The 23,791-nt window shown below is 59.7% G+C and carries 18 protein-coding genes; 5 read left to right on the plus strand and 13 right to left on the minus strand.

Annotated features, from left to right (window positions below):
* Positions 1-49 precede the first annotated feature (49 nt).
* The 6 genes from MRBLMA1_RS16835 to MRBLMA1_RS16860 all read right to left on the minus strand — a co-directional run bounded on the left by MRBLMA1_RS16835 (position 50) and on the right by MRBLMA1_RS16860 (position 8,833).
* The gene (locus tag MRBLMA1_RS16835; RefSeq protein ID WP_363738295.1) at positions 50-1,474 is read right to left on the minus strand and encodes an ammonium transporter; all 1,425 of its coding nucleotides are present in this window, start codon (positions 1,472-1,474) and stop codon (positions 50-52) included.
* Between the two features lie 13 nt (positions 1,475-1,487).
* Positions 1,488-1,826 carry a P-II family nitrogen regulator gene (locus tag MRBLMA1_RS16840; protein WP_133653121.1) on the minus strand — a complete coding sequence of 113 codons (339 nt, stop codon included), beginning with the start codon at positions 1,824-1,826 and terminating at the stop codon, positions 1,488-1,490.
* 213 nt (positions 1,827-2,039) lie between these two features.
* Positions 2,040-2,615: a DUF924 family protein gene (locus MRBLMA1_RS16845; protein WP_363738941.1), complete on the minus strand. Its 576-nt coding sequence runs from the start codon at positions 2,613-2,615 to the stop codon at positions 2,040-2,042.
* Positions 2,616-2,670: 55 nt separating this feature from the next.
* Positions 2,671-4,113 (minus strand): metalloprotease TldD, encoded by a 1,443-nt coding sequence (tldD, locus tag MRBLMA1_RS16850; RefSeq protein WP_363738297.1) that lies wholly within the window; start codon positions 4,111-4,113, stop codon positions 2,671-2,673.
* 110 nt (positions 4,114-4,223) lie between these two features.
* Positions 4,224-4,451 (minus strand): zinc-finger domain-containing protein, encoded by a 228-nt coding sequence (locus MRBLMA1_RS16855; protein WP_133653123.1) that lies wholly within the window; start codon positions 4,449-4,451, stop codon positions 4,224-4,226.
* A 608-nt stretch (positions 4,452-5,059) separates the two neighbouring features.
* On the minus strand, positions 5,060-8,833 hold the full coding sequence (locus MRBLMA1_RS16860; protein ID WP_363738300.1) for an SIR2 family protein: 3,774 nt from the start codon (positions 8,831-8,833) through the stop codon (positions 5,060-5,062).
* Positions 8,834-9,049: 216 nt separating this feature from the next.
* On the opposite strand from MRBLMA1_RS16860, the gene MRBLMA1_RS16865 reads away from it, so the two are divergent.
* The 4 genes from MRBLMA1_RS16865 to MRBLMA1_RS16880 all read left to right on the plus strand — a co-directional run bounded on the left by MRBLMA1_RS16865 (position 9,050) and on the right by MRBLMA1_RS16880 (position 13,974).
* Entirely contained in the window at positions 9,050-10,549 is a 1,500-nt protein-coding gene (locus tag MRBLMA1_RS16865) for an SEFIR domain-containing protein (RefSeq protein WP_363738302.1), read from the plus strand.
* Positions 10,550-11,314, plus strand: a complete 765-nt coding sequence (locus MRBLMA1_RS16870; RefSeq protein WP_363738304.1) for a hypothetical protein — start codon at positions 10,550-10,552, stop codon at positions 11,312-11,314.
* Entirely contained in the window at positions 11,307-12,458 is a 1,152-nt protein-coding gene (locus MRBLMA1_RS16875) for a hypothetical protein (protein ID WP_363738306.1), read from the plus strand. Before MRBLMA1_RS16870 ends, MRBLMA1_RS16875 begins: the two co-directional genes overlap by 8 nt.
* Before the next feature lie 235 nt (positions 12,459-12,693).
* Positions 12,694-13,974 (plus strand): tyrosine-type recombinase/integrase, encoded by a 1,281-nt coding sequence (locus MRBLMA1_RS16880; protein WP_363738308.1) that lies wholly within the window; start codon positions 12,694-12,696, stop codon positions 13,972-13,974.
* Between the two features lie 46 nt (positions 13,975-14,020).
* Here the strand turns inward: MRBLMA1_RS16880 and MRBLMA1_RS16885 are convergent, their stop codons facing one another.
* The 3 genes from MRBLMA1_RS16885 to MRBLMA1_RS16895 all read right to left on the minus strand — a co-directional run bounded on the left by MRBLMA1_RS16885 (position 14,021) and on the right by MRBLMA1_RS16895 (position 18,201).
* Positions 14,021-16,129 (minus strand): phage/plasmid primase, P4 family, encoded by a 2,109-nt coding sequence (locus MRBLMA1_RS16885; RefSeq protein ID WP_363738310.1) that lies wholly within the window; start codon positions 16,127-16,129, stop codon positions 14,021-14,023.
* Complete coding sequence (locus tag MRBLMA1_RS16890; protein ID WP_363738312.1) at positions 16,129-16,362, minus strand: helix-turn-helix transcriptional regulator; 234 nt, start codon at positions 16,360-16,362, stop codon at positions 16,129-16,131. Before MRBLMA1_RS16890 ends, MRBLMA1_RS16885 begins: the two co-directional genes overlap by 1 nt.
* An 819-nt stretch (positions 16,363-17,181) precedes the next feature.
* Entirely contained in the window at positions 17,182-18,201 is a 1,020-nt protein-coding gene (locus MRBLMA1_RS16895) for a hypothetical protein (protein WP_363738314.1), read from the minus strand.
* Positions 18,202-18,541: 340 nt separating this feature from the next.
* On the opposite strand from MRBLMA1_RS16895, the gene MRBLMA1_RS16900 reads away from it, so the two are divergent.
* Positions 18,542-20,584, plus strand: coding sequence for a DUF3857 domain-containing transglutaminase family protein (locus MRBLMA1_RS16900; protein WP_363738316.1), 2,043 nt, complete (start codon positions 18,542-18,544; stop codon positions 20,582-20,584).
* A 24-nt stretch (positions 20,585-20,608) separates the two neighbouring features.
* Here MRBLMA1_RS16900 and MRBLMA1_RS16905 read toward each other — a convergent pair whose 3' ends face one another.
* From MRBLMA1_RS16905 to MRBLMA1_RS16920, 4 genes are all read right to left on the minus strand, one after another.
* Positions 20,609-21,220 carry an energy transducer TonB gene (locus MRBLMA1_RS16905; RefSeq protein WP_363738318.1) on the minus strand — a complete coding sequence of 204 codons (612 nt, stop codon included), beginning with the start codon at positions 21,218-21,220 and terminating at the stop codon, positions 20,609-20,611.
* Between the two features lie 555 nt (positions 21,221-21,775).
* The gene (locus MRBLMA1_RS16910; RefSeq protein ID WP_363738319.1) at positions 21,776-22,669 is read right to left on the minus strand and encodes a hypothetical protein; all 894 of its coding nucleotides are present in this window, start codon (positions 22,667-22,669) and stop codon (positions 21,776-21,778) included.
* Positions 22,670-22,689: 20 nt separating this feature from the next.
* Positions 22,690-22,992 carry an outer membrane protein assembly factor BamE domain-containing protein gene (gene bamE, locus MRBLMA1_RS16915; RefSeq protein ID WP_363738320.1) on the minus strand — a complete coding sequence of 101 codons (303 nt, stop codon included), beginning with the start codon at positions 22,990-22,992 and terminating at the stop codon, positions 22,690-22,692.
* 325 nt (positions 22,993-23,317) lie between these two features.
* Entirely contained in the window at positions 23,318-23,638 is a 321-nt protein-coding gene (locus MRBLMA1_RS16920) for a hypothetical protein (RefSeq protein WP_363738321.1), read from the minus strand.
* Between the last annotated feature and the right edge of the window lie 153 nt (positions 23,639-23,791).

A 23,791-nucleotide genomic window follows, 5' to 3' on the forward strand; every position in this document is an offset into this window, starting at 1 on the left:
ACAAGGTGAGGCGGGCGGGCCTTTCGCGTGTCGGCCCGCCCTGCCAATCTCAGTAGTTGTAGGCCCGCTCGCCGTGGCTGGAGAGGTCGAGACCTTCCATTTCGGCTTCCTGGCTCGGCCGCAGGCCCATCGTCTTGTCGATGATGAAATAGAGGATCGCGCTGCCGATGCCCGAGAAGAGCAGGGTGAAGACGACCGCCTTGACCTGGATCCAGACCTGGGCCGGGATGCTGTAGGCCTCCGGATGGAAGGCCGCCGGGAAGACGGTGTAGTCGAACACGCCCTGGCCGCCCAGCGAGGGAGCCGCGACGATGCCGGTGCCGATGGCGCCGACGATCCCGCCGATGCAGTGCACGCCGAACACGTCCAGGCTGTCGTCATAGCCGACCTTGCCCTTCACGAATGCCACGAAGATGTAGCAGATCGGCGACACGACGAAGCCGAGCACGATCGAGGTCATCGGGGCCGCGTAGCCAGCCGCAGGGGTGATGGCGACGAGTCCTGCCACCGCACCCGTGACGGCGCCCAGCAGGGAGGCCTTGCCATGGTGGACCTGCTCGACCAGCGACCAGCTCACCGCCGCCGCGCAGGTGGCGACCATGGTGTTGATGAAGGCAACGCCGGTGACGGCATTGGCTTCCAGGTTGGAGCCGGCGTTGAAGCCGAACCAGCCGACCCACAGCAGGCTGGCGCCGATCATGGTCATGGTCAGCGAGTGCGGCGGCATCGGTTCCTTGGGGAAGCCGACACGCTTGCCGATCATGAGCGCGCCGACCAGGCCGGCGATACCGGCGTTGATGTGCACCACGGTGCCGCCCGCGAAGTCGAGTGCGCCCCAGCTCCAGAGCAGGCCGGCATCGCTCGGCGTATCAACCAGGAAGTCCGGGCCGGCCCAGTACCAGACCATGTGGGCCATCGGGAAGTAGATGAAGGTCAGCCACAGCACGACGAACACGATCAGCGAGGAGAACTTAACGCGCTCCGCGAAGGCGCCGACGATCAGCGCCGGGGTGATCATGGCGAAGGTCATCTGGAAGACCACGAACACGAATTCAGGCAGATAGACGTTGTTGCTGAACGTCGCGCCATAGGTCGTGCCGTCGACACCCATCAGGAAGGCCTTGGACAGCCCGCCGAAGAAATGATTGTCGCCGCCGGAGGTGAAGGCGATGGAATAGCCCCAGCAGCACCAGACCAGGCCGGCGACGGAGACGATCATGAACACCTGCATCAGGACGCTCAGCATGTTCTTGGTGCGGACCAGGCCGCCGTAGAACAGGGCCAGGCCCGGAACCGACATCATCAGCACCAGTGCGGCAGAAACCAGCATCCAGGCGACGTCGCCCTTGTTGACCATGCCGGCCATGGCGGCGGCGTCTGGCGCCTTGATCGGCGCGGCGAGCGCCGGTGCGGCTGCGAGCAGGGACAGGCCGACCGCCCCCATCACGCCGCAGAGCTTTTTGGAAAAGGTCATTAAGTCCCCCTTCTTACAGTGCGGTTTCGCCGGTTTCGCCGGTACGGATGCGCACCGCCTGCTCGACATCGAGTACGAAGATCTTGCCGTCGCCGATGGCGCCGGAATTCGCGGCGGCCTGAACGGCCTCGATCACGCGCGGTGCGAGGTCGTCGTCGCAGACCACCTCGACCTTGATCTTCGGAACCATGTTGGTCGAATATTCAGCGCCGCGATAGATTTCGGTCTGCCCCTTCTGGCGGCCGAAGCCCTTCACTTCGCTGACCGTCATGCCGGCGATGCCGAGCGAGGAAAGTGCCTCGCGGACATCGTCAAGCTTGAACGGCTTGATAATTGCCATGACCAGTTTCATGTCGCCCCCCTGTTATTGGTGTGCGGCGACATCCTCAGCAAGGGCCGTGCCAATTCGCGAAGGTCGGGTTAATGCGGGCTTTTGCGGAAGTGCGGCAATATGGGGCGCTGAAAAAATGGGCAGCATTGCGGCCCTGCTTAAATTTTAGGCACAGGGGTCATCGGCGTCGGGCCGTCGTCGCAACCGGCCGATGGTGGGTCAGAGGCACGCGCCTTACCAGGCGCCACCCTCCCGGATCGCTTCCTGTTCGCCGGGCGCATCCACCCGGCCCAGCGCCGCATTGCGGTGGGGAAAGCGACCGAAGCGCTCTATCATGGCGTAATGCTGCCGCGCGAAAGCCAGGGATTTTTCATCCCCCGCTCCCTCGAACAGGCTGAGCGACAATATCTGGTCGTCCAAAGCCTCGCTGTGCTGGAACGGCATGTAGAAAAACAGCCGTCCCGCTCCGCCAATCTGAATGTCGTATCCATGGGCGACGGCACCACGCGCCACCGCCCGCGCGAGCGCATCGGTCGAAAAGGCGGCCGCTGATCCCCTGAACATGTTGCGCGGCAACTGGTCGAACAACAGCACTGCCGCCAACGCATCGTCGGCCCGTTCCAGAAATTCGTCCGCGGGCACGTGACGCTTTTCTTCCCACAGTGCGTGGAACCGCATCTTGCAGCTTCGATCCAGCGCTGGATCATGGTTCCACCAGCCCTGCTCGCCGATCTGGTTGAACCAGAAATCCAGCAGAGCAGCCGCCCAGTCCTCGGTCACGGCATCATGGCTGTCGGTCAGCATGTTCATCATGAAAATAAAGACCGACCCCGCCAAGGGTTCCTCCGCCCATGGCGTTAGCGGCTCAGGTCGCCGTGCCGCCGACGGTCAGTCCCTCCATCAGCAGCGTCGGCTGGCCGACGCCGGCCGGGACGCTTTGCCCCGCCTTGCCGCACATGCCGATCCCCTCGTCCAGTGCCCAGTCATGGCCGACGCCAACCACCTTTGTCAGCGCGGTCGGCCCATCGCCGATCAGTGTCGCGCCCTTGATCGGATCGCCCAGCTTGCCGTTCTCGACCTTGTAGGCCTCGGTGCAGGAGAAGACGAACTTGCCCGATACGATGTCGACCTGCCCACCGCCGAAGCTCTTGGCGAAGATGCCCGACTTCATACGGCTCAGCAGTTCCTCCGGATCGTCATTCCCGCCCTTGATGAACGTGTTGGTCATGCGTGGCATCGGTGCATGGGCATAGCTTTCGCGGCGACCGTTTCCGGTCGGTTCCACGCCCATCAGCCGGGCGTTCAGCCGGTCCTGCATATAGCCCTTGAGGATGCCATCCTCGATCAGCACATTTTCCCGCGTCGGCGTGCCCTCATCGTCAATGGAGAGCGAGCCGCGCCGGCTCATGATCGAGCCGTCATCGACAACGGTAACGCCCGGAGCCGCAACCCGCTGACCCACCCGGCCGGAAAAGGCGCTGGTGCCCTTGCGGTTGAAATCGCCCTCCAGCCCATGCCCGATCGCTTCATGCACCAGAACGCCCGGCCATCCCGGCCCCAGCAGCACGGTCATCTCACCCGCGGGAGCAGCGACGGAGCGCAGGTTGACGCGAGCCTGCGCCAGCGCTTCGTCAATCGCGCGGTTCCAGATCGCCGGGGCCATCACCTCGTCATAGAGATAACGGCCGCCAATGCCGAACACCCCCGTCTCGCGGCGGCCATTCTCCTCCAGGATCACGGACACGTTGAGCCGCACCAGCGGGCGGATGTCGGTCGCGGTGAAACCGTCGGCGCGCACGATCTCGACCACCGACCAGCTTCCCGCCAGACTGACCGAGACCTGCGCGACGCGGGGATCGCGCGCGCGCGCGGCAGCGTCGATGGCGGCACAGAGCGTCACCTTCTCGGCAAAGGGCACGATCTCCAACGGATTGACGTCGGTATAGAGGTGGCGGTTGGTGCGCTGCGGTGGGGGGGGCGGCTGGCCGCTGGCGGGATCGAGCAGCGTCAGCGTCTCTGCCGCCCGGCGGATCGCCGCTTCGCTGATGTCGTTGGCATGGGCGAAGCCGGTCATCTCCCCGGAAACGCCGCGCAGGCCAAAGCCCGCATCGGTGGAATAATCGGCTGTCTTCAGCCGACCGTCATCGAAACCGAAGCTCTCGCTCGCCCGATATTGCAGGTAGAGCTCGCCATCGTCGCAGCCCTTCAGCGCTTCTGCGGTCAGGCGGCGCGCGCCGTCGGGATCAAGCAGGCCAGGGCGATAAAGCAGGCCGCGGGCATCGGTAAACTGGGGAACAGCATCGGTCATGCTGTCCGATATAGGGGCGGCAAGTCGCAAGCCCAACCGATTTGTTGGCGCTCACGACAGAGATCCGGCTATGGCTTGCTCCTGCCTTTGCAGGAGCGCGCCTGCCAGGATTAAAGGCTGGCGCCCGATGGAATATCCGGCAAACCGGCGATTTCCGGCGTGTCCGCCGCGCTGCCTACGAGCACGAAGCGACGGTCGCAATAGCCGCAATCGATATAGCCATGCTCGTCGATTTCAAGGAACACGCGCGGATGGCCCAGCGCGGCGGGAATATCTCCCGAACCGTCGCAGGAGACACGGGGCTTGGTGACGCGGATGATTTCAGGCGGCTGGATCATGGCGCCACCAATTAGCAGCGCTCGCGTTGCGCCGCAATATCCGTGGCGCACGGGCTTTTTACATCAAGGGCAGCCGGGGCCTCTTTTTCGGGCAGGGCTTTTCCATCGCAATGTCCACTGCCTTTGCCAGCGCGTCCCAATTCACGCAATCGCGCGCTTTAGCCAGTGAAACGGGCGAGAGGATCAGCAGCAAAGGCGCTATCGTACCGCTGAAGACAAGCGTGAGAGACATGAGTCAGTTGCCCTACCCAAGCATTCCTTAAGTGCCTGATCCTACGTCATTGTTGCTCGGACGGGAACAGATATTTCAAATGGAAGAAAATGGTGGGCGATGACGGGCTCGAACCGCCGACCTTCTCGGTGTAAAGCGGTGTAATATAATTATCATGACGTATCATAAAATTTCATGAGCAGAGGGTCGATCGCGGTAAGTCGCCGTGTTTCGGGACATTTTGCATTCACGTGTATGCAGGGCGTTTCATCATGACACGCGCTCTGCGTGTACACGGCTGGATACACAGAACGCGGGCCAATTAACGAAACGGCAGACATGCCAATTACTTCCGCACAGACGCGACGGTACCAATCTTCAGAGGTCGACCGTTAGCTTATTCAAGCAAGTCTCTCAGGCGACGATATTCGGGCATGTCTTTGATCGTCGGGTCGAGTTCAGCCAGCGCATCGAGCGCGCTTTCGAGTTCGTAGGGCATGCGAGCGCGGTCGTCCGGCGTAATGGCGTTCAATAGCTGCAGCGCGGCGCGCGGATGGTTCCGGGCGATGTTTTCCTTGTCCTTGCGATCCCGTGAAATGCGATAGGTCAGCATGTCTGCGTTCGGCACGGGGCGGATCAGTGGCAAGACGGTCTTCACCGCGTCGGGGAAATGGTCACCCGCCCGCTCGGCAATCTGGACAAATCCCCGAGTGGTTTCGTCGCTGCGATAGCGCAGAGCCCGTGGCCAGCCGTTCTCGATGAAGGGTTTGATGAACTCGGTCCATTGACCATGTTTCTGGAGACTGTTGGCCAGTGCCCAAAGGATGCGGCCGCGCAGATCGTCATCGAAGGCGCTCAGTGCCTCACGAATTTCCGTAAAGCTAAACAGCGGGGTGAAATCGGGCATGGGCCGCGACAGCCACACCACGGAGGAGCCGAAATATTCGCGTTCATGTTCGTCGAGGGACCAGCTGGCTTCGCCCATCAAGATTTTGAGCATCGGCGCCTTGAGTTCGTGCCAGAACGGTCCCGGCATAGCGTTGCGATTATAGGCAAGACCATGCCACGCTGCCTCAGCCAAGGGATGATCGAGTCGGAACATTGGCAGTAGGAACGCCTGCATCCAGTCGTGAAAACAATAATCGATCCAGCCGAGCCGCTGGGTCAGAACGACGACTGCATGCCCGGCACCATGACCCGGCGCTGAAGCGAGGACCTCGAAACGACGGGCAAGATTGCGGTTCAATGAGTTGTAGCGTTTTGCCTTTTTGGGCGTCAGCTTCCACAAAGCTTCCGTGAGCGTACCGATTGGACTGTTGATCGCCTTGTTGATCGAGACTTCTGACTGTTTCTGTTCGACGCCGTCGATGGTGGTCGCGCCGATGCCGCTGTCGGCGGCATCGGGCGGGCTCGACAGGAAGGGGCGTAGGAAACCGTCGAAAATGTCGAGCGCGTTGGCCCGGCTTCTTGCATAAAGTGCGGGCAGATGCTTTTCGAGCCAGCGGGGGGCTTCGAAACGCACGGCGATCGCCTCTGCCGGACTGAGACGGATCACTGAATGCGCGAGCAGATTTTGCAACTTCGGCGACGTGGTATCGGGCCATTTACTCAGGAGGTCGCCCCATAGAGCTGCCGAGAATTTACCCTTGCGATAGGCGGCACGCAGCGCGGCGAGGGCCTTGTACGGATGTTCCTGCACCAGCCCCCTGAAAGGATGATAGCTCTTCAGTTCCCGGAACGGGCTCTTGGTGCGCGCCAACGCCGTGTCGAAAACCTGATCGAGCGGCAAGACAGCGAGATCGCCCGGATCATCGACTTCCAGAACATACCCGCCGCGACCCTCATGACTGTCATCGGCCTCTTCGGCCCAGGCATCGCTCCATTTGGGATGCACAAGCTTCAGCTTGGCAAGGCTTCGCTGACCTGCCGCGGTCAGTTGACAATGCTGCATTTCGAGCCATCGAAGGTTGTTGGCGGCATAGGCGGCCCGCCGCTCGCGATATTGTCCACGCTTCTCATCGCGCCATTTGGGTGGGCCGGCTTCCAGCAGCCGTTCGACCGTACGCCGTTGGCGGAACGACCATTCGGACCATCGGGCTCTGAGCAGATGGAGCAGTTCCCGCTGGTTATATGTATTCCACAACGTGTCGCGCGGGAGCGAAACGATGACCAAGAGCGCCTCGCTTGCGGTTGCGATGTGGGAATCGGCCGCAGCCCACAACCTGAACTTGGGAAAAATCCGCGTCTCCGTGGATGACCAAGCGAGAAACTCGCGGCGTCCTTGGTTCGGATCATGCGCGACCAAGGCGAGAAAGATCTGTTTAAACCAGAGGAAATTATGCGCCTTCTTGCCTCCAAAGTTTTCATCGGCTGCGTCGGGTAACAGGGTTGGTGGATGCCAGAACAGGTCGCCAATTTCCTCGAGCAGGTCGGATATACGTTCGAGGGACATTCGGACAATTCGGGCGACTTGCGCTAGAGCTTCAGGCGGGCATTTCACGTCGTGATTGTGACGGTCGAGCGAGGCCACTTTGAGATCGACGACCTCGCGAATGCGTAATTTGTCCCAGTCCTCCAGCGGTGGTCGCGGCGGCGACATGAACGGTCGCGCGACCTGGACGTAGGGGGTGACGCATCGCTCGAAGAATCGCGCGACCGCAGGTGTCCAGCCGGATTTTTTGAGTAGGGCCTCGAATTCGAACCAGCGATCGCTGCGCTCTTCCTCGGACGTCAGGTCGAGCGCCTCGAGATGAAGGCTCCATATCAACTGCGCGATCGTCGGCATATCCTTGCCATGACGATTGCGAACGCGATTTGAGACGAACCACAGCAGGTGCGAATTGAGCCGATGCGAGCCTGCGGCCCACCAAAGCGCTGCGGGCTCATGGCTTTGCGTACCAAACCAGCGCGCCAGATGGTGCAGGCGATCCGGCAAGGGAAATTGCCACAGGGAACTCCCGCCCTGGAGTGTCACGCGTTCGGGTTGGAACCCGTCGCCCTTCTGCCATGCTAACGGATTGTGGGCATTGTCGGGAACCAGTCGGCGCTCATTGGGCGATGGGCGAAGCGGATCGTCGTCGAGGCCGTAGAGGTCCTGCGGATCAATCTCCTCGGCTTCCGGGTCGTGTGATGCCGGAGCAGGTTTGAGGTATCGGACCTGAGGGTCGAATACGGAAAGCCATTCTGCGCCCGGCGCGGGGTGGGCATCGGCGAATGCCTTGGCGCCCTTCTTGGTACTCACCAGTTGGACAACCTGACCGCGCTCGAACGGCTTGAGCTCGGCCGGTGACTGACGTGCGAGCGACAGGACTTGGTCGGTCCAGCGATCCTGCGACTTCGCTGCCTGCGCCCAGGCTGCGATCGTGCGCCAGAGCCCCGAATGGGTCTTATCCGGCGTGTAGCAGATCGGCGTGACGCCACGATCCTGCCAGATTTCTTCGGCCTCATCGGATGACCTGTCGGTGAACACGTAGATCGGGGAATGGTAGACAACCCCGTCGCGCACATTGAGGCCTTCGAGCAGGTAACGCATCGGCGGATCATCCGCGCTGTAGCCGAGCAGGACGATCGTGTATTTTTCGCGCAGCGCCTTTACAAAGCGCGTTGCCCATCCTTCCGCAAGATAGGCTCGCCCGAAGTCGCTGCTGCCGATAACGTAGCTCGGAATCTCTTCGGCTTGTTTGGGATCAGCAAGCCGTCCATGGAGGTAGACCACGCCGCGGATCGGCTGGTTGAGTTCGATGTCAGGTAGGCCCGGCGGGACGATTGGTCGAATGCCCCGACCGGCTTGTTCGAACAGCTGGTCGAAATTGGTGGTAACGACCTGCGGATTGCCACTCGCACCGCGGGATAACGTGAGAATATCGCGATGGTGTTTGAGCGTGCGTGGTTTGCCGACACCTAGCGCGCTATAAATTTGGCGATCGATTTCTTCGCGACCGAATTCGCGCACCAGAACGTTGAACACGCGATCGAAGCTCTGGCCCTCAGCCAGCGCCTGCCGGGCCTTGGCAGCATCGAGCGTCGTGATGATTCGGTTGGTCAGACGGGCAAAACTGTCGAGACCGGCGGGCACCGACACGCCGGCCCCGCAGAAGAAGATCACATTACCCTGGCTCTGTTCCTGGAGCAGGTGAGAGGGAAGCGATGGACCATTCTCGACAAAGCGCATTTTCGCACGTTGCCCGAAACGAGCGGTGCGACAAGGCCTTAAGGCGAGATTGGACCACATTGACGGAGGTTTCTCGGTCACGCAAACCGAAGTGACGGCGCATCCTCGTGCCGGGCAGGCCAAGCCCATCCAAAAAGATCGCTGCAACATCAGCTAAGGAACGGCAAGCTACATTAAGCCAATGTCGGACATCCAGCGAGCGATCACAGCGTCCGAATGCAGTCCGCCCTTGCCAAGCGAAATCAGCGGCTGCACGGGGTAGGTATGTCTCAACAAAACACGACCAGCCCACGCACCTTCATCTCCTACTCCTGGTCTTCGCCCATGCACGAGGCGTGGGTGCTCTCGCTCGCATCGCGCCTGCGCGAGGACGGCGTCGATGTCATCCTCGATAAGTGGGATTTGAAGCCCGGCCACGATTCGATCAAGTTCATGGAAGGCATGGTCACAGATCCGACGGTAATGAAGGTCATCATGGTGTGCGACCGGGTTTATGCTGAGAAGGCCGACGCCCGGGCTGGTGGGGTCGGTACCGAAAGCCAGATTATTTCGCCGGGGATTTACGCCAGCAGCACGCAAGATAAATTCGCGGCGATCCTGACCGAGGCGGACGAGAACGGCAAGGCTTACCTGCCGGCCTACTATCGAGGAAGGATTTACTTCGACTTCCGCTCCGGCGACGCCTTCGAGGATTCCTACGAGCAGTTGCTGCGCTGGCTCGTCGACCGTCCCCAGCACGTAAAGCCGAAGCTCGGCGCGATCCCGGAGGCGATCCTCTCCGCAACACCGACCGCCATCGGCACACAGTCGAGGGAGCGAAGGGCCGAGGAGGCGATTCGCCAAGGTACCGCTAACGCCGCCGCCTACGTGCGCGAGTATGGCGACGCCCTGCTGCCTGAGCTAAAGAATCTGACACCGGCGCTCGCGAGCGGAGAAGCCGCCGACGAAAAGGTGCTCGCAGCTGTCGAAGCGATGCGTCCTTACGCCCGGCAATTCGTTGAGCTCGCCGCCGTAACGGCACGCTATGGCCATGATGCCCGGGTCTGGGATGCGGTCTTGTCAGTCCTCGAACAAGTCGGCCGGCTCATGTGGCGGGATTCGGACCTGAGGAGCTGGCACTCGCACCAGTTCGATGCGTTCAAGGTCGTTGGGCACGACCTCTTCGTCTCGATCGTCGCCGTCGCGCTAGACGAGGAGCGCTTCGATCTCGCTTCAACTATCCTAGGGCGATCTTGGCTTGTCTGCGTTACGGAGGGGGCGAACCGCCAGTCGACGTCGGACTTCACCGTCTTCAATCAGCACATCGAGTCACTTGAGCACCGCAATCAGCGCCTGAAGCTCAATCGCATCAGCGTGCACGCAGACATCGTGCACGACGCGCATCGGAAGGGCGCGGTGCCGAGCTTCGAGAGTGTGATGCAGGCCGACTTTGTGATCTTCCTGCGCTCGTTGGGGCAGTCCACGCAGTCGCGCTGGTATCCGTTCCCACTGGTTTACGCCACCGATCGCTTCTCGCCCTTCCCGGTGTTCGCGCGCTCGGAGTCGGAGGTCTACTTCGCGCAGCTGGCACCAGTGCTCGGCGTTCCCGACCTCGCCGAATTCAAGCGTAGGCTGGTCGATGCAGACTTGAGCCGGCGAGCCTCGCAGATGTTCGATCATAATGGCCTGGCCGTAAAGTATCTCGCCAATGCCGACTTCTTGGGCAGCCGGGCTTAGTTGGCTTCCGACCCCGCTTCGATCCTCGCCGACCTAGCGACGCCCGGGCGAACGCTTGCGTTCTGCGACGAGACGGATGTCACACACGAGGGCACGTCCACGATGCTGCCCGGCATTCACCTGATGGGCGCGTTGGTCATGGCGTCCGACCACTATGCCGCCATACAGGACGAGTTGGAAGGCTTCCGTGCAGCTTGGGGCCTGCCGGAAATCCACGCCAATGAGGTGGTGACGCCAGGCACGCGCTCGAAATGGCGGCAAGTCGAGCGCTCCGTCAGGGAGGAGGCGTTCGCGCTCGCATGCGGGATTGCCGCGCGCCCGGGAAATCAGATCGCTTACGTCCACGTGTCGAAGAGCCAATACGCGGACATGCGCTGCGATTGCCGCGGCAAGGGCTTCCCCCAGCGCCACAAGTCAGGCGTCAAGTTGGTGTTCACCCCGTTGATCGTGGAGCATCTGGAACCCATGGGACAAGCCGTGTTGGTGATGGATCGAGACAAGCCGGGCTCGGTGCCGACGCTGACGCCGATGCCGCGCGCGGGCCACCTCGTCGGCGGTGGAGCGGTGCGCGCCGACTCCTCCGCCGTCACGGGCCTGCAGGTCGCCGACGCTGCCCTCTACTCGATTGGTCGCTACGTCCGGCGGCGCGACGGCATCGTGGCGGACACAACGGACGCATTCGATCGGATCGCTATGGAGATGCTCGTCGCTATGGGAGGGCGCATCCACAATCTGCTCGGCAATCGGGGCAAGCACAATGGCTGACCGGCCTCAGCAGCCCGCGCCCGCAGAGACCGAGGCGCAGGCCATCGAAGAGTATCGCGATCCCATCGAGCTGTTCATGCCTTCGGACGAGGTCCAAAAGATATTGTTATCGACGCCCGCGCGTTTCACGGGGGAGTTCCGGCATCCTAACCTGCTGCTGACACACGCTTGGCCGCCGTTCCATCGCGGAAGGCATGACTGGCTTCACCACCAGGACTCGCCGATCGGACGTACGGCGGTGGTCGTAGTCTTTCGCACGCCGCCGGTCAGGAAGGCGCCGGGCGTGGTAGTCCCGAACTACGAGCGCGCGGGCGACCACGTCGCAGCCGCGCTGAGCGTGTTGTTCGGTAAGCGCTTCGACGTTCACGGTCCCCTCGAGATGTCTGGACGATTCGGCGTGCCCGACATGACGCGCTTCGCTGCGCCCGTAAATCCGGCGCTACCGTATAACGGTGGCCGGCCCCGGGTCGACTACCCCGTGCCGTTGCAGCTCTCCGAGGTACGACGCATGAGCGGCCTGCTCCTCGACCAGGATGTAGACGAGAACGCGAGTGCGACCTTCCACGGTGCCGCCGCTTTCTACCGCCGTGCCCTGCAGTCGGCTGAGGATGATCCCGAGGTGGCCTATCTGCACCTGATTACGGCTGGAGAGATTCTGTCCGCTTCCATCCCTTTCGATGAGGCGCGCCACCTCGACGACGACGTTCGCGGCGTGCTCGCGACCGTCGCCGGCCTGCCGGGCGGCGGGAGGATGGCGCGCATCCTCCTCGCCCGACTGCGCGGCATAAAAAAGCGCTTTGTGGACGCGATCACCGGGCTGGTAGACGAGAGCTTCTTCGACCGGACTGAGGCGATGGAGGGGGTCGGGGGGCTGCGGCGTGAAGACTTCGCCCGTAGGATCGCAGCGGCGTACGACCTACGCAGTCAGCACGTCCACACCGGCTACGAGTTCGGCGGCTGGATCGCGGCGGACAGGCTCGGGTTCGAGGTGCAGCTGGGCGATCCGGTGGTCCAGAACAGGGAGATGGCTAAGGTGCTGAAGTGGGCGCCGCTATTCGCCGGCCTGGAGCGCGTGATCCGCTACGCTCTGCTCAACCATGGTACAGGTGTCGGCCTTGATCTTGATGAATTGCCCGAGTTGTAACGGTGCACGGTTGGGGCTGGGCAAGGTTAATGGCCAGCCGCTCCCCTCTACGTGCTTTCCGAACGTGAATGGCTATGCCAGTCGCGAAGGGCGGATACTGTCATTTTCCGCTTGAAAGACGTCGGTAGGCCTGCGGTCGTTGGTGCATCGGTAGGGGGCTCGTGCCTCAGATTTCTCCGCAAGTACTTATGCGGAGCTCGCCTACGTGGTAAATTTATAGCTTTTTCATGGGATTATGAAGAGGCTGTTTATGGCTGGGTCGCGACTGAAGCCCCTCACCGTCAAAGAGATCGAGAAGCTTACCGCGGTTCCGCCGCCTTGTATCAAACATCGCTACTTGGGTGGTGTTCCGGGCTTTGTGTTGGTCCATACGCCTGCAGGCCATACCAGCTATGGTCTTGTCTATCGCGCGAATGGGCAACGTAAGAAGCTTACCTTGGGGACCACCAAACGTCTCACGCTTGGCGATGCGCGCAAGCTGGCCACCCGGTTCCGCTACGAGATCGAAGCCGGTGGCGATCCGCACGGCGAGAAACTGAACCAACGCCAACTGGCCGCCAAGCTGAGGCAGGATGAGATCGACAAGGTCAGGCTAGACGTTGAACGGATGTGGGAGACCTACATGCAGCAGGTGGCGAGCCAGCTTAGGACGCGCGCCGAGAAGGACCGGGTCTTCCGGAAATACATACTTCCTCACGTTCACGGCCTGTGCGTGACCGAGATCACCAAGAACCACGCCCTTGCCGCGCTGGACGCGTTGATATCGCGCGAGAGGCGCCCGATGGCTGACAAGGTTCGCCAGGAAGGCGCTGCCTTCTTCCAATGGCTGATCGAACGCGATCATGTGGAAAAGAACGTCTTCGCCCGCATCCGGAAAATTCGTAGTGCCAAGGTGATCCGCAAACGTGTGCTCTCTGATAAGGAGGTTGGAGCCATATGGCGCGCCAGCGAAGCGGAAGGCCATTGGAGCTGCTGGATAAAATTGCTCATCCTGACCGGTGGCCGGAACATGGAAGTCAGGGGTGCCCGCTGGTCGGAATTCGATCTGGAAGCGCGCCTCTGGACGATCCCGGCAGAGCGGTACAAGAATGGCTATGCTCACACCGTCTATCTGACCGATGCAATGTTGGCGGTTCTGGATGCTGTGCCGCGGTTCAACAACGTCGATTTATTGTTCCCTGCGGCCGGCAATGCCACCCGGCCGATGTCCGGTGATCAGAAGGTCAAGGGCAGGATAGATCGACGGGCGCGCGAAATGCTCGTTAAGACGGGAGTCAATGAGGTAGATAATTGGTGCGTGCACGATTTCCGCCGCACCATCGCCACCGGATTGCAACGGCTCGGCTTCCGACCAGACATCGCCGACCAGGTTATCGGTCACGTCGGCAGCACCCGGTCAGGCGCCGGCGCGCATTATCTTCATCATGGCTATGACGAGGAGAAGAAGGTGGCGCTTGAGGCATGGTCGGAGCATGTGATGGGCGTCGTCTCGTCATCTGCCTGTGCGTCGACCTGATGGCCGGACTATGCTGCCAGCGCCTGCGCCGGCAGCAACCTCGTCATCAAAATGGCACAGCATCATCAACTGTCAGTCGCAAACCGATATAACACCGAACCGGGTGCTTCTCGCCCGCTATAGCAGCTGTTTTCGATAAGATGCCCTTTGCCTTAAGCTTTGCCGTGAATTTTGGACGAGTCAGAGGGTATCGAAAGCCCTGGGCTTCCGCCCACTGCCGATAGACTTCATAGACCCGGTCGCAGCGCTCTTTGTGATCCGGTGCTGCTTCGGTGCGATCGTCCAAGAACTGCTGAAGCGCGTCATTCTCTTCGAAATAATCCGCCGTAGCAGCCTTGATCGCCGGAGATGGCTCAAGACCTTCGGCATAATAACGAATAGCCCCGTCAATCATCCAGCGAAGGACCTTGTCCGCTTCATTGCGCAGCTTCTCGCCCAGTTGGCGGTCAGGCTGAGTCACAGGCCGCGTGAATTTTAGGACGTGGAAGCGTCGCCGAAATTCCGGGCCGACCGAGCGGAGGCTTGGCGCCTCGTTGCCAGTGATAAGAAGCTTAAACTCTGGCTGAAACTCAAAGATGTGCCCACCCTTGAACGAGGCGGCCTGGCTCTCGCCACCGGTGACCGCCTTGATCCGGGCATCATTCCAGGAGAGCGAACCGTTGATCTCGTTGACGAGGACGAGGCGGGCGCCCTTGAGCCAAGCGATCTCCTCATGATGCTGGCCTTGTCGGGTTTCCAGGAAGGCCGTGTCCGTCGAAGTGCGCGCATAATCACCCAGAATATGCCGATAGCAATTCGAGATGACCGACTTGCCGTCGCCGCCGGGCCCTATCCACATGGGCAGGCAAGCCTCCGGATTGCTCCCTGTCAGGAACAGTCCTGCCAGCTTCTGAAAATAGGCGACCTCGGCGGGGTCTTCGCCGACCCATTCTCGCACCTTGTCGAGCCAGAGTGCTCCGTCTGCGCTGTCGGCCGGCGCCACTGAAGTTGCGCGTGTGATATGGTAACCGGGCAAGGCCGGGCCGACCGTACCCGATTTGAGATCAACGATCCCAACAGGCGTGTTGAGCAGATGAGGATCGGGATCCCAATCCTTCTGCGTCATGCTCAGTTCCGGTCGATCTCGTAACGACATCTCGACGCCGCTGATGAAATGGCTATTGCGCAACTCGCTTGGAAGGAACGCGTCGATGGCGTTGCGAAGGCGATATCCGCTGTCCTTGCGCCAACATATGCCGTCGAAGTGATACCAGCAGCCAAGGTCGCGGTCGAAGCGGTAATGGTCCCGCGCACGAGGTAGGAAATCGTCCGCGATCATACCATGACTTGGCCGCTTCGGTGGCTCCTGGGATGTGCCGAGCTTGGCGCGGGCTGAACTGATCCACTCCTCGATGACCTTATCGGCCTCAGGCCAGCTGTAAGGCATCCCGGCGAATTCGCAGGCCTCGCGCTTGGCACGGTGAATGCGTTCTAGGATATCGGCATCTGCCCATTTCCGCTTCACCATAGCGAAAACCGCCGCCACGCAAGTGTCATGGGTATTGCCACCACCGCCGACGCCCCGCCATTCCATGTCGTTGAGGGCGTGGACAGGATCGTCTGCGTTCTTGCAGAAGCCAGCAATTTCGTCGATCAGCGATGCCCCGAAGATTGGCAGGGATTGATAGTCGACATCCCACAATGCAGGTCCCGCGATCCAACGATACGGTAATTTCGTGGCCGGATGAATGGACGGTGGCAGGACGGACTGGGCACCGCCACACAGGATGTCGATAGCATTGATCTTTCGTCCGTCGCGTTCGAGCTTGATCTTCCCGGTCTTGCGCTGATGATCGATGCGCACGAAGAAGGTTGCGCCCTTGCTGCCCTTCTTGACCGGCACGGCTACATCGCCAATTGCGCGCTGGACGCACGCGATCAGCGGATGATCGTCGTGGTCAATGTCGATGGCCAATAGACATGTTCCGTCCGCATGGACATCGCCGCAGCGGACACCGAGATTTGACGGCCGGGCTAGTGCGCGTTGAAGCGTTTCCTTCGTAGGCGTTTCGATCTGCCAGCCGGGGTGCTTGGGCGCCTTGCTCTCCGGCTCTAACCGCAGAGGCACGTAGCCCCGGTCCAGAAGCTGCAGGGCAGGAGTGAGCACGTCTTCCATCACTGGGCCTCCCCCTGCACGGAGGCGCCGCGGTCAGTCACCCACTGATTAATGTCAGATTCGAGCCACGCGACTAGGCGCGGTCCGATTTTGCGGCGCCGAGGGAACAGGCCCTGCTTCTCCCACCTCAGAATAGTCACCCAAGAGACGCCAATGCGTTGCAAGACCTCCGGTTGCCTGAGAAAGCGGTCAGACGAACCCGCTGATGAAGTTGCGTTATGAAATTGTGTCATTTACTTTGCTCCGATCGTTCGAAGACCAGCAAGCGGGCGAATTTATCGGCGGTGCGATTACGCCGGATGGGCGCGTAGCCGTCCCGCCTGCTGCTGGCATTTCATGAGAAAACACGCGAAAAATGAGGTTCACCATCCCCCCACCCCACAACAGTGCAGGCACAGCGCGCAGGTCATCGACCGACTATACGCCAGAGGCGCAGCCCTGAACCTTCATCGATGTGTTTCGGAGGAGGATGATGACCGACAGGCTGCTTAGTTGATCAGCCTGTACCTTCACTTATTGACGAAAATTTTTGCGCCAAGCTTTGAGTTCTGACGCTTTGCGGTATCCTGGCGGACGCAAGCCAAAGTGCTCTTCCCACTTGCCACGCCTCAAGATAATCATCTTTAAGGTCCTGGTCCTGGACAAAATGGATAGTACTTCGCCTTGATTTTCACACCATACATTTAGCATGTACGGACAAGCCTGCCTTCGACATTTATCCAGGAACAATCTGCGTTCTTCGGCTGGGTCGGCAGAACTTGCCGGATCAGGCAAGTTTGCCCAAATTAGTGCCCGCCATCCATTTCCGTCGATGGACAGGCGCATGACGTCGTTCTGATATGCGAATTCCCAATCCTCATTGGGATGATTGAGGATTTTTCGTCGGATGACGACGGCTCGGACGAGTTTTTGCATAGGTTTTTGAACCCTCTGTTTGCGGTTAGCTGCGCCTACCTCCGAATGTCGATGCGAAGGCGGATGCTGGCCAAAAAGGTCTGCACTGAGGGGAATTCCGCGCAAAAATCCAAAAAAGGAATTTTTTCTCCGTGTATTTATCGCGGCTTACGGGGCCGTCCTCGTTCGGCCGGATTAACCTCGCGCCACGTCGTTTCAAAGGTCGCAGAAAGACCCTTCGCTCGATCTTCCTTCATAAACGCGGCGCGCGCCGTTTTGTGATCCGAATATTGGGTGTGTTTTTCGATCCAGGTTTTGATTTCGTCGCAGGTAAATGGTGGAGGCACGCCTTTCCAACGCTTCGCTGCTGATAAAAATGTTGACTTTCGAGTTATCAACTGACCGGATTCTTCGTTGAGGAAGATTTTGCCAGAATCGAAATTTGCTTCAATCATCAAAACATCAAGGGGTGAGAGCTTTTTAGATAAGCCTGAATCAAAATTAAACTGTAAGTCAAAATTCTCTTGGCTAATATTTTCCAGTAGGAGGTTCCAAGATTTTTGCGAACATTGGCAGCTTTCTGACGATTTGAGGGGTAGCAGTGGTCGAACCGAACCACATCGACAATGATGACATGCGATCTGAAACCTGAGATATCGAAGTGCTTGGTTTCTTAATTGAATTTCTAAAATCCGATCGGATAGCTTCGGGGCAAAGTCGCGGAGAGAACCGATCAAGTCGTCGTCGCCGGTCGCCAGCCATGCGAGCATTTCCTTATGACTCCATACCGCTTTATCTCCTGCCTGTTTGGGATAATCGCGATATTTCTCGCGCGTTTGCTCGAAACTATCTTGGAAGATGGACAGCACTTGCACATGATTTAACCGAATCTGTGAACGGAGCCATTGAACCCAGGTATGGGGGATAGTCGTGCTTGGCTCGCAAAAAGTCCGATAGTCTCGCCACCAAGAAGGGGTTGGTGAGCCCGCATCCTTGAGAGTTTTATTACCTAGGTGCTCGGTCGCGCAAGGTTTGCGTTGAGCCGCCGCCCCGACTTCTCCAGCTTCGAGTGCGTCCATCAGCCGCGGGACAAGGCCGGCGAATCCAGCTGCATCAATCGCCGCACCGAAACTTTCAAAATCTTGGATAGACGGGGCAACTTTTAGCAAATTGGACATAACAGCCTCCCTCTCTGCGTTCGGTGATGCCGGCCATGAAGCAGATATTAAAGGCATTCGACGTGGCATTTGCAATGTTAGGTGCCGTAGGGGCGACATTCGTGTACACGGCTGGATACACAAGGCGCCCAATCAGAACAAAGGCGCGTTATTTCGCGCTTTCTGACCCAGGACCCTCTGCTCGTCAGACAGGCATACCGCACATCGATCAAATTGCCGTCAGGACACTTCCAGCAAGATGTGCCGTCATCCGCATTGGACTGCATCGACAAAGGGTATGACTGGTCATGCCGGGGAAGGGTGTGTTAGAGCCGCTAAAGGTTACGAATTGGGGGATAATTTGCTGCGAAATAGTATCGGTCTGGCAGTTGCGGCTGTTCTGACAAGTCCGGCTTTCGCGGCCGATAAGGTCCAATATGGAAAGCCTGCCGCCTGGGTGTTACCCCCTCCTGCGCCAACCGAAGGGATAGCACCCACCGGAGCAGCTGCACGTGTCATTTATTCCGACACACAGACGCGTGTTGGTGACAAAGGCGATGATGTTTACACAGCTTGGCGTATCAAACTGCTGACCGCTGATGCTCTGCCGATTGGCAATATCGCGGCGACGTGGAGCCCAGGCAGCGGATCTGCAACCATCCATCATCTGCGCATCTGGCGCGACGGCAAATCAATCGACGTACTTAAAACTGCGCGGTTCGCTGTCGTGCGGCAGGAGGTAAACCTTGAATCCTCTATATTGAACGGAATCTTGACCGCCAGTCTGCAAACGCCTGGCCTCCAGGTTGGTGATGAGCTCGAGTTCGCCGCGACCGTCCATGGTCAGGATCCGACCTTGGGCGATCATCATTTCGGCCTCAGTGCGCTGCCGCCGCAAGGAAGTCCGGGTGCGTATCGAATGCGGCTGAGCTGGCCAGTGGCTCATGTGCTCCGCTGGCAGGGATCGGCTGACATGGGCGAACTGGCACCTCATCTTGAAGGCAGCCAGAACGTGATCGATTACACGCTGCGCGATCCCAAGCCTGCCGTTCCGACCGAGGGCGCACCGGTACGCTACAATGTGCGCCGCCTTCTGGAATATTCCGACTTTTCCAATTGGGAGGATGTTTCCAGCCGCGTGTGGGGTCTTTTCGACCAAGCATCAGTGCTCAATCCGGGCTCTGCAATCCGGCAGGAAATTGCGAAGATCGCCGCATCCAGCAAGGATCCGGCGGGTCGAGCCGAAGCAGCGCTGGCGCTGGTGCAGGACCATGTCCGCTACGTCTATGTCGGGCTGAATGGCGGAAATTATCGGCCGGCAACGGTCGATGAGAGCTGGGTCCGCCGTTTCGGCGACTGCAAGGCAAAGACGGCGCTGTTGCTCGCCATATTGCGCGAGCTGGATATTCCGGCAGAAGCGGTTTTGGTACAGTCCGCCGGCGGCGACGGGTTGGATCAACGGCTGCCAAGTCCTGTCCTATTTGATCATGTCCTGGTGCGCGCGACCATAAACGGTAGGCTCTATTGGCTGGATGGAACACGACTTGGTGACCGGCGTCTCGCGCTGATTCCGCCGCCGAACTTTCGCTGGGTGCTACCACTGCGCAAGGTCGGTGCGACTCTGGAGCCCCTAGCGCCGACCGCCCCGAAGGAACCACAACTGATCGGCTTCGAGGAGGTCGACATGCGCGAAGGCATTGCCAAACCGGCCAAGGTGACGCTGCGGAATATTCTGCGCGGCGATGAAATCTATGCCATGCGGACCAGCTTGACCAGTCTCTCGCCGGAGGAAGCGGATCGCCAATTGCAGGCCTACTGGCGCCAGCAGGCCGACTGGGTCGATGCTGACAAGGTCGAATGGCGTTATGCTGAAGATCAGGCGGCGCTGATCCTCACCCTAACGGGGAAAGGCAAGCTGGATTGGAGGGGCAGCGACGAGGATGGCTGGTACAGTTACATGCATGGTGCCGGCCTTTACGCTCCCAATCAGCGCAAGCGGCCGAAGGAACAGGATCAAACCGCGCCCTTTGCCAATGATTTTCCCCGCTTCCGTTGTTGGGCAACGGTGTTGCGATTGCCCAAGCCCAACGGTAACTGGCATTGGAACGTGGATGGCAAACGGATGAACCGGACCTTGGGTGGCACGGCCTATTGGCGGGGCATCTCGATCAGCGACAATGTCGTAAGGTCGGTCCAGTCCACCCGCAGCCTATCACCCGAGATAAGCGCAACAGACGTCAGAACGGCGAATGATCTCATTCCCGGCTTCGACAATGATATGACGCGGGTAGAACAGGACTTCTCCCTGAAGGCGGATGTAGGCCGTAACGAGCCTTTGCTCGACAAGGGCGATGCAATCGATTGGGTCGCCGCTGATACGCCATGTCAAGGGCCGGGAAAATGACACCGCTGTAAGGGCGCCGTATAGCTAAGGCTGATTGGCAACCTTCTCAATGCCCATGATCATCCGCAGTTTCTGCCGGATTGGCTTGCCGGCCGCATCATTCTGCACGGGAAAGTGTCGATTTAGAACCATATTGGCGCACATTTCAGGCGGGCCAGGATCGACGTCGTTCAATGTCGCAGTGCAATCGGATGTCGTCCCATCCGGATTGACGTAAAAAGTCACCTTTATCATGTGGGGAATGGACATCATTTGAGCGGGCGCGTTCGGATCGGGTAGGCGCCAAGTGATCCTGCCGTTGTACACGTCTGCGATGGCCCTTCCCCTGGCATCCTTAGCTGGGGTAAAACGCGCTCGGATCATCAGCTTGTCGCAGGTTGCATTGTCGAGGAGAGCCGACCCGCTGCTTGAAGTGATCGTACAGCGCTGTGGAACTCCCGCTTTGTCGAGCTCCAGCCGAAAGGCCGTCGTGCCGTCGATTTGTGCGCGCGCTGCGTCCCGAGGATAGTCCGCGTCAGTAAGCCACGTGCCAGGACTCACCAAGGGGGTGGCCCTATGTGCTGCTGCAGAAGGAACCGGAGCAGCAGCGACAATTACGAGCGACAGGAGCGGCACGGCGAGGCGAGGAAGTTTCATCTCCCCGTCGTGCTACAAGATTCCTTAATTTTCCAGCTCTCAATCTAAGTGGCCGCAGAATCGTGGTGAATTGCATTAGCCCGTCGGCACATACTCACCAAAAGCCTCGGTGGTGGCATGTAACCCGCTGGCTGAATGCCCCGAATATATTCCTGGACTTAGTGCTTTAATCGCTGCTTCAGATCAGCGGATATCGCGCCGGGGTGTCACCAGCTATATGAGGCCGTGTGGCTAGCGCGCCGCGCTCCGGCGATAGCTCTCCGGCACCAGGAGGTATCCGCGACGGAGTAATCGTCCCACAGCGCGATGCCGATCGCGGCTCGGAACGGTAGTGGCGCTGACGACCTGACGCTCCTGACGCTGTCGTCGGTCGCCCCAAAACGAACGATACGGACATCGTCGTCGCTTTTTTCCATAACTAACAACCCCCTTTAATGTCAGGGTGTCAGTGTGGTTGAGGAAGGAACTGGGCAGCCCCTTCAGGCGCGATCACCGACATACATGGCAATACAACCCGAGGTTGACGCTTCGCCACCGTTCAGTCGTCAGCCAGCGTCAGTGTCTGTCAGCTTTCTCGTCTCTAATATATGTGACCGTGGTCGCGCCATGATCCGCACCGAAACGAAGGTGAATCGTCATGACCTTGGGCCATCGCCAACTGAAGTTCCCGCGACCCTGGTCATAGGACTGCGGCGTCCCATATTTGTCGACCAGCTTCCGCAGGATCGCATCGCGTTGCTTGACCCCGTTGATATAGAAATCCGCCGAATAGAGGTGTTTGTGGTCGAAGCTGAAATTGGCTTCGGCGACCGGCACGCCTTCGAGCGGCTCAGGTTTGCCTGTCGGCACGTACAGTGACAGGCCTTCATCCGTTTCCGGCATATAGGGTTTCAGCGCCGAAGTAGGTTTTCCGCCCCACCTGATGCCGGCTACTCCGGTCGGCGCCGCTACCTTCGGCTTGTCAACGCACAGCTTCTTCCAGTTACGGACAAAATTCGCGCTGCTTTCCTGGAACTGTACGTTCCCGGCATCGTAGATGAAGGGTGTTTGCCCCGCCATGGCTCCGAAGCCATTCTTTCCGTTGACAAAGCCGCAGGCGATGGTTGCAGACATGCCCCACACTTCTCCGAACTCGGCGGAGGAGGGGTCTTTCATGGCGGTTGGCACCGCCTGTTTGGCCATATAGGCGGCGCGATCTTTGTCGACACGTTGCGGATCGACATCGACCTGTGAGGCCGTTGCCGTTCCACTTTCCGGCGTCGGTTGATTGATCGCCATCATAATCGCGATCAAAGCCAGCCAGCCGAAGCCGATTACTCGGGCAGTTGTCGAATAGCCCCGGCCGAGCAGGAACCATGCGAACAATATCGGCAGGAGCGCTATGCCTATCCCGAGCGGGATGGAAATTTTTCGGCGCGGTTCAGAAGGCGCTGCGACGGAGAGTGCCATAACTAATCGCTCCCTGATGCCTATTTGGTGTCAAACTGGGTTTGGTATCCGCTGTCGACCAGTTTGCCGTTGGGATCGAACTGGAGAGATACGGAGCGTGCGCTCGCGCCGCCGAATGCGGTTCCGGTCGAATGGACCCAGCCGAGAACCGTTTTGCCATCTGGTAATTTTGCTTCGGTGTTCGGCTTGCCGAGCAGGCTCACCACCTCGCCGCGTGACATACCCGGTTTCAACTGTGCCAGCGCATTCACGTCATAATTCGTCCCCACCGACACACATGCGGTCAGGAGCAAGCCCGCGCCCAATATGGTCATCGTTCTCATCGTGATTCCCCCCGAGAAGTCGACTGCGGTACGCCCCCGCTTTCGACTTCACACCATCAACCCTGGTGATCGGGGAGTTAGTAAACCGAGCTTACCCGGTCCCTGAGACCTTTAGGCTGGAGAGCCCTGGACATGCGTCACAGGCTCCCCGACCATAAGGGTCAAGGATGTGTGGACCGCATCGGGCGATCCAACCGGTAAGCTAGGGGTTACTACGCCCCAGAGCCGTGCGTGGCGGCTCCGTCACCGTTTCAGCACGGCGAAGGCTCAAGCGCAAGATTCTGCTCGCGATCAAGGAGCTCAACGTTGCGTGAGTTGAATCAAATCAAGCGTCGGCTGCCAGTCGAAACAGGCTTGCCGCGAGTTCCAGATCTTCACTGGTACCGCCTTCATCGACGCCAGCTAAGCAGAGCATGTGCGCCGCGCTGGCGAGCCGCGCCCGACGCGATGCGCCGATGTCAGCAGTTGCCGGCTGCGCTCCCTCTATGACCAACTGCTGTACCGCGGTCAGGCTGGCATCATACGCTGATACGGCTGTGTCGCCCACGGCTTGGTTGTCGCCGCCCATCTCCCATTCTCGGCAAGCATTGGATGCTCTCATCAGAGCGCTGCCAGCTGCGCTGAGCAATCGATCGGTCTCAAACATTGCAGTTTCCGTATAAAATCACCGGAAAACACAGCGCCGAGTTTGCGTCAATTTATCGGGAGACAAGGTATTTCTCTTTTGCGCGCCCTGGCCGCCGGAGCGGGCGGTGATCAGGTTCGTATGGCCGTGATGCGTCTTTCTGCTCCGGCAACT

The organism is Sphingobium sp. LMA1-1-1.1, from assembly GCF_040676365.1.
In the GTDB taxonomy this organism is placed as follows: domain Bacteria; phylum Pseudomonadota; class Alphaproteobacteria; order Sphingomonadales; family Sphingomonadaceae; genus Sphingobium.

Excerpts from the sequence above, each read along its gene's own strand:
- MRBLMA1_RS16835 (WP_363738295.1), bottom strand. The coding sequence starts at position 1,474 with ATGACCTTTTCCAAAAAGCTCTGCGGCGTGATGGGGGCGGTCGGCCTG.
- MRBLMA1_RS16840 (WP_133653121.1), bottom strand. The coding sequence starts at position 1,826 with ATGAAACTGGTCATGGCAATTATCAAGCCGTTCAAGCTTGACGATGTC.
- MRBLMA1_RS16845 (WP_363738941.1), bottom strand. The coding sequence starts at position 2,615 with ATGAACATGCTGACCGACAGCCATGATGCCGTGACCGAGGACTGGGCG.
- tldD (WP_363738297.1), bottom strand. The coding sequence starts at position 4,113 with ATGACCGATGCTGTTCCCCAGTTTACCGATGCCCGCGGCCTGCTTTAT.
- MRBLMA1_RS16855 (WP_133653123.1), bottom strand. The coding sequence starts at position 4,451 with ATGATCCAGCCGCCTGAAATCATCCGCGTCACCAAGCCCCGTGTCTCC.
- MRBLMA1_RS16860 (WP_363738300.1), bottom strand. The coding sequence starts at position 8,833 with ATGCGCTTTGTCGAGAATGGTCCATCGCTTCCCTCTCACCTGCTCCAG.
- MRBLMA1_RS16865 (WP_363738302.1), top strand. The coding sequence starts at position 9,050 with ATGCAGTCCGCCCTTGCCAAGCGAAATCAGCGGCTGCACGGGGTAGGT.
- MRBLMA1_RS16875 (WP_363738306.1), top strand. The coding sequence starts at position 11,307 with ATGGCTGACCGGCCTCAGCAGCCCGCGCCCGCAGAGACCGAGGCGCAG.
- MRBLMA1_RS16880 (WP_363738308.1), top strand. The coding sequence starts at position 12,694 with ATGAAGAGGCTGTTTATGGCTGGGTCGCGACTGAAGCCCCTCACCGTC.
- MRBLMA1_RS16885 (WP_363738310.1), bottom strand. The coding sequence starts at position 16,129 with ATGGAAGACGTGCTCACTCCTGCCCTGCAGCTTCTGGACCGGGGCTAC.
- MRBLMA1_RS16890 (WP_363738312.1), bottom strand. The coding sequence starts at position 16,362 with ATGACACAATTTCATAACGCAACTTCATCAGCGGGTTCGTCTGACCGC.
- MRBLMA1_RS16895 (WP_363738314.1), bottom strand. The coding sequence starts at position 18,201 with ATGTCCAATTTGCTAAAAGTTGCCCCGTCTATCCAAGATTTTGAAAGT.
- MRBLMA1_RS16905 (WP_363738318.1), bottom strand. The coding sequence starts at position 21,220 with ATGAAACTTCCTCGCCTCGCCGTGCCGCTCCTGTCGCTCGTAATTGTC.
- MRBLMA1_RS16910 (WP_363738319.1), bottom strand. The coding sequence starts at position 22,669 with ATGGCACTCTCCGTCGCAGCGCCTTCTGAACCGCGCCGAAAAATTTCC.
- bamE (WP_363738320.1), bottom strand. The coding sequence starts at position 22,992 with ATGAGAACGATGACCATATTGGGCGCGGGCTTGCTCCTGACCGCATGT.
- MRBLMA1_RS16920 (WP_363738321.1), bottom strand. The coding sequence starts at position 23,638 with ATGTTTGAGACCGATCGATTGCTCAGCGCAGCTGGCAGCGCTCTGATG.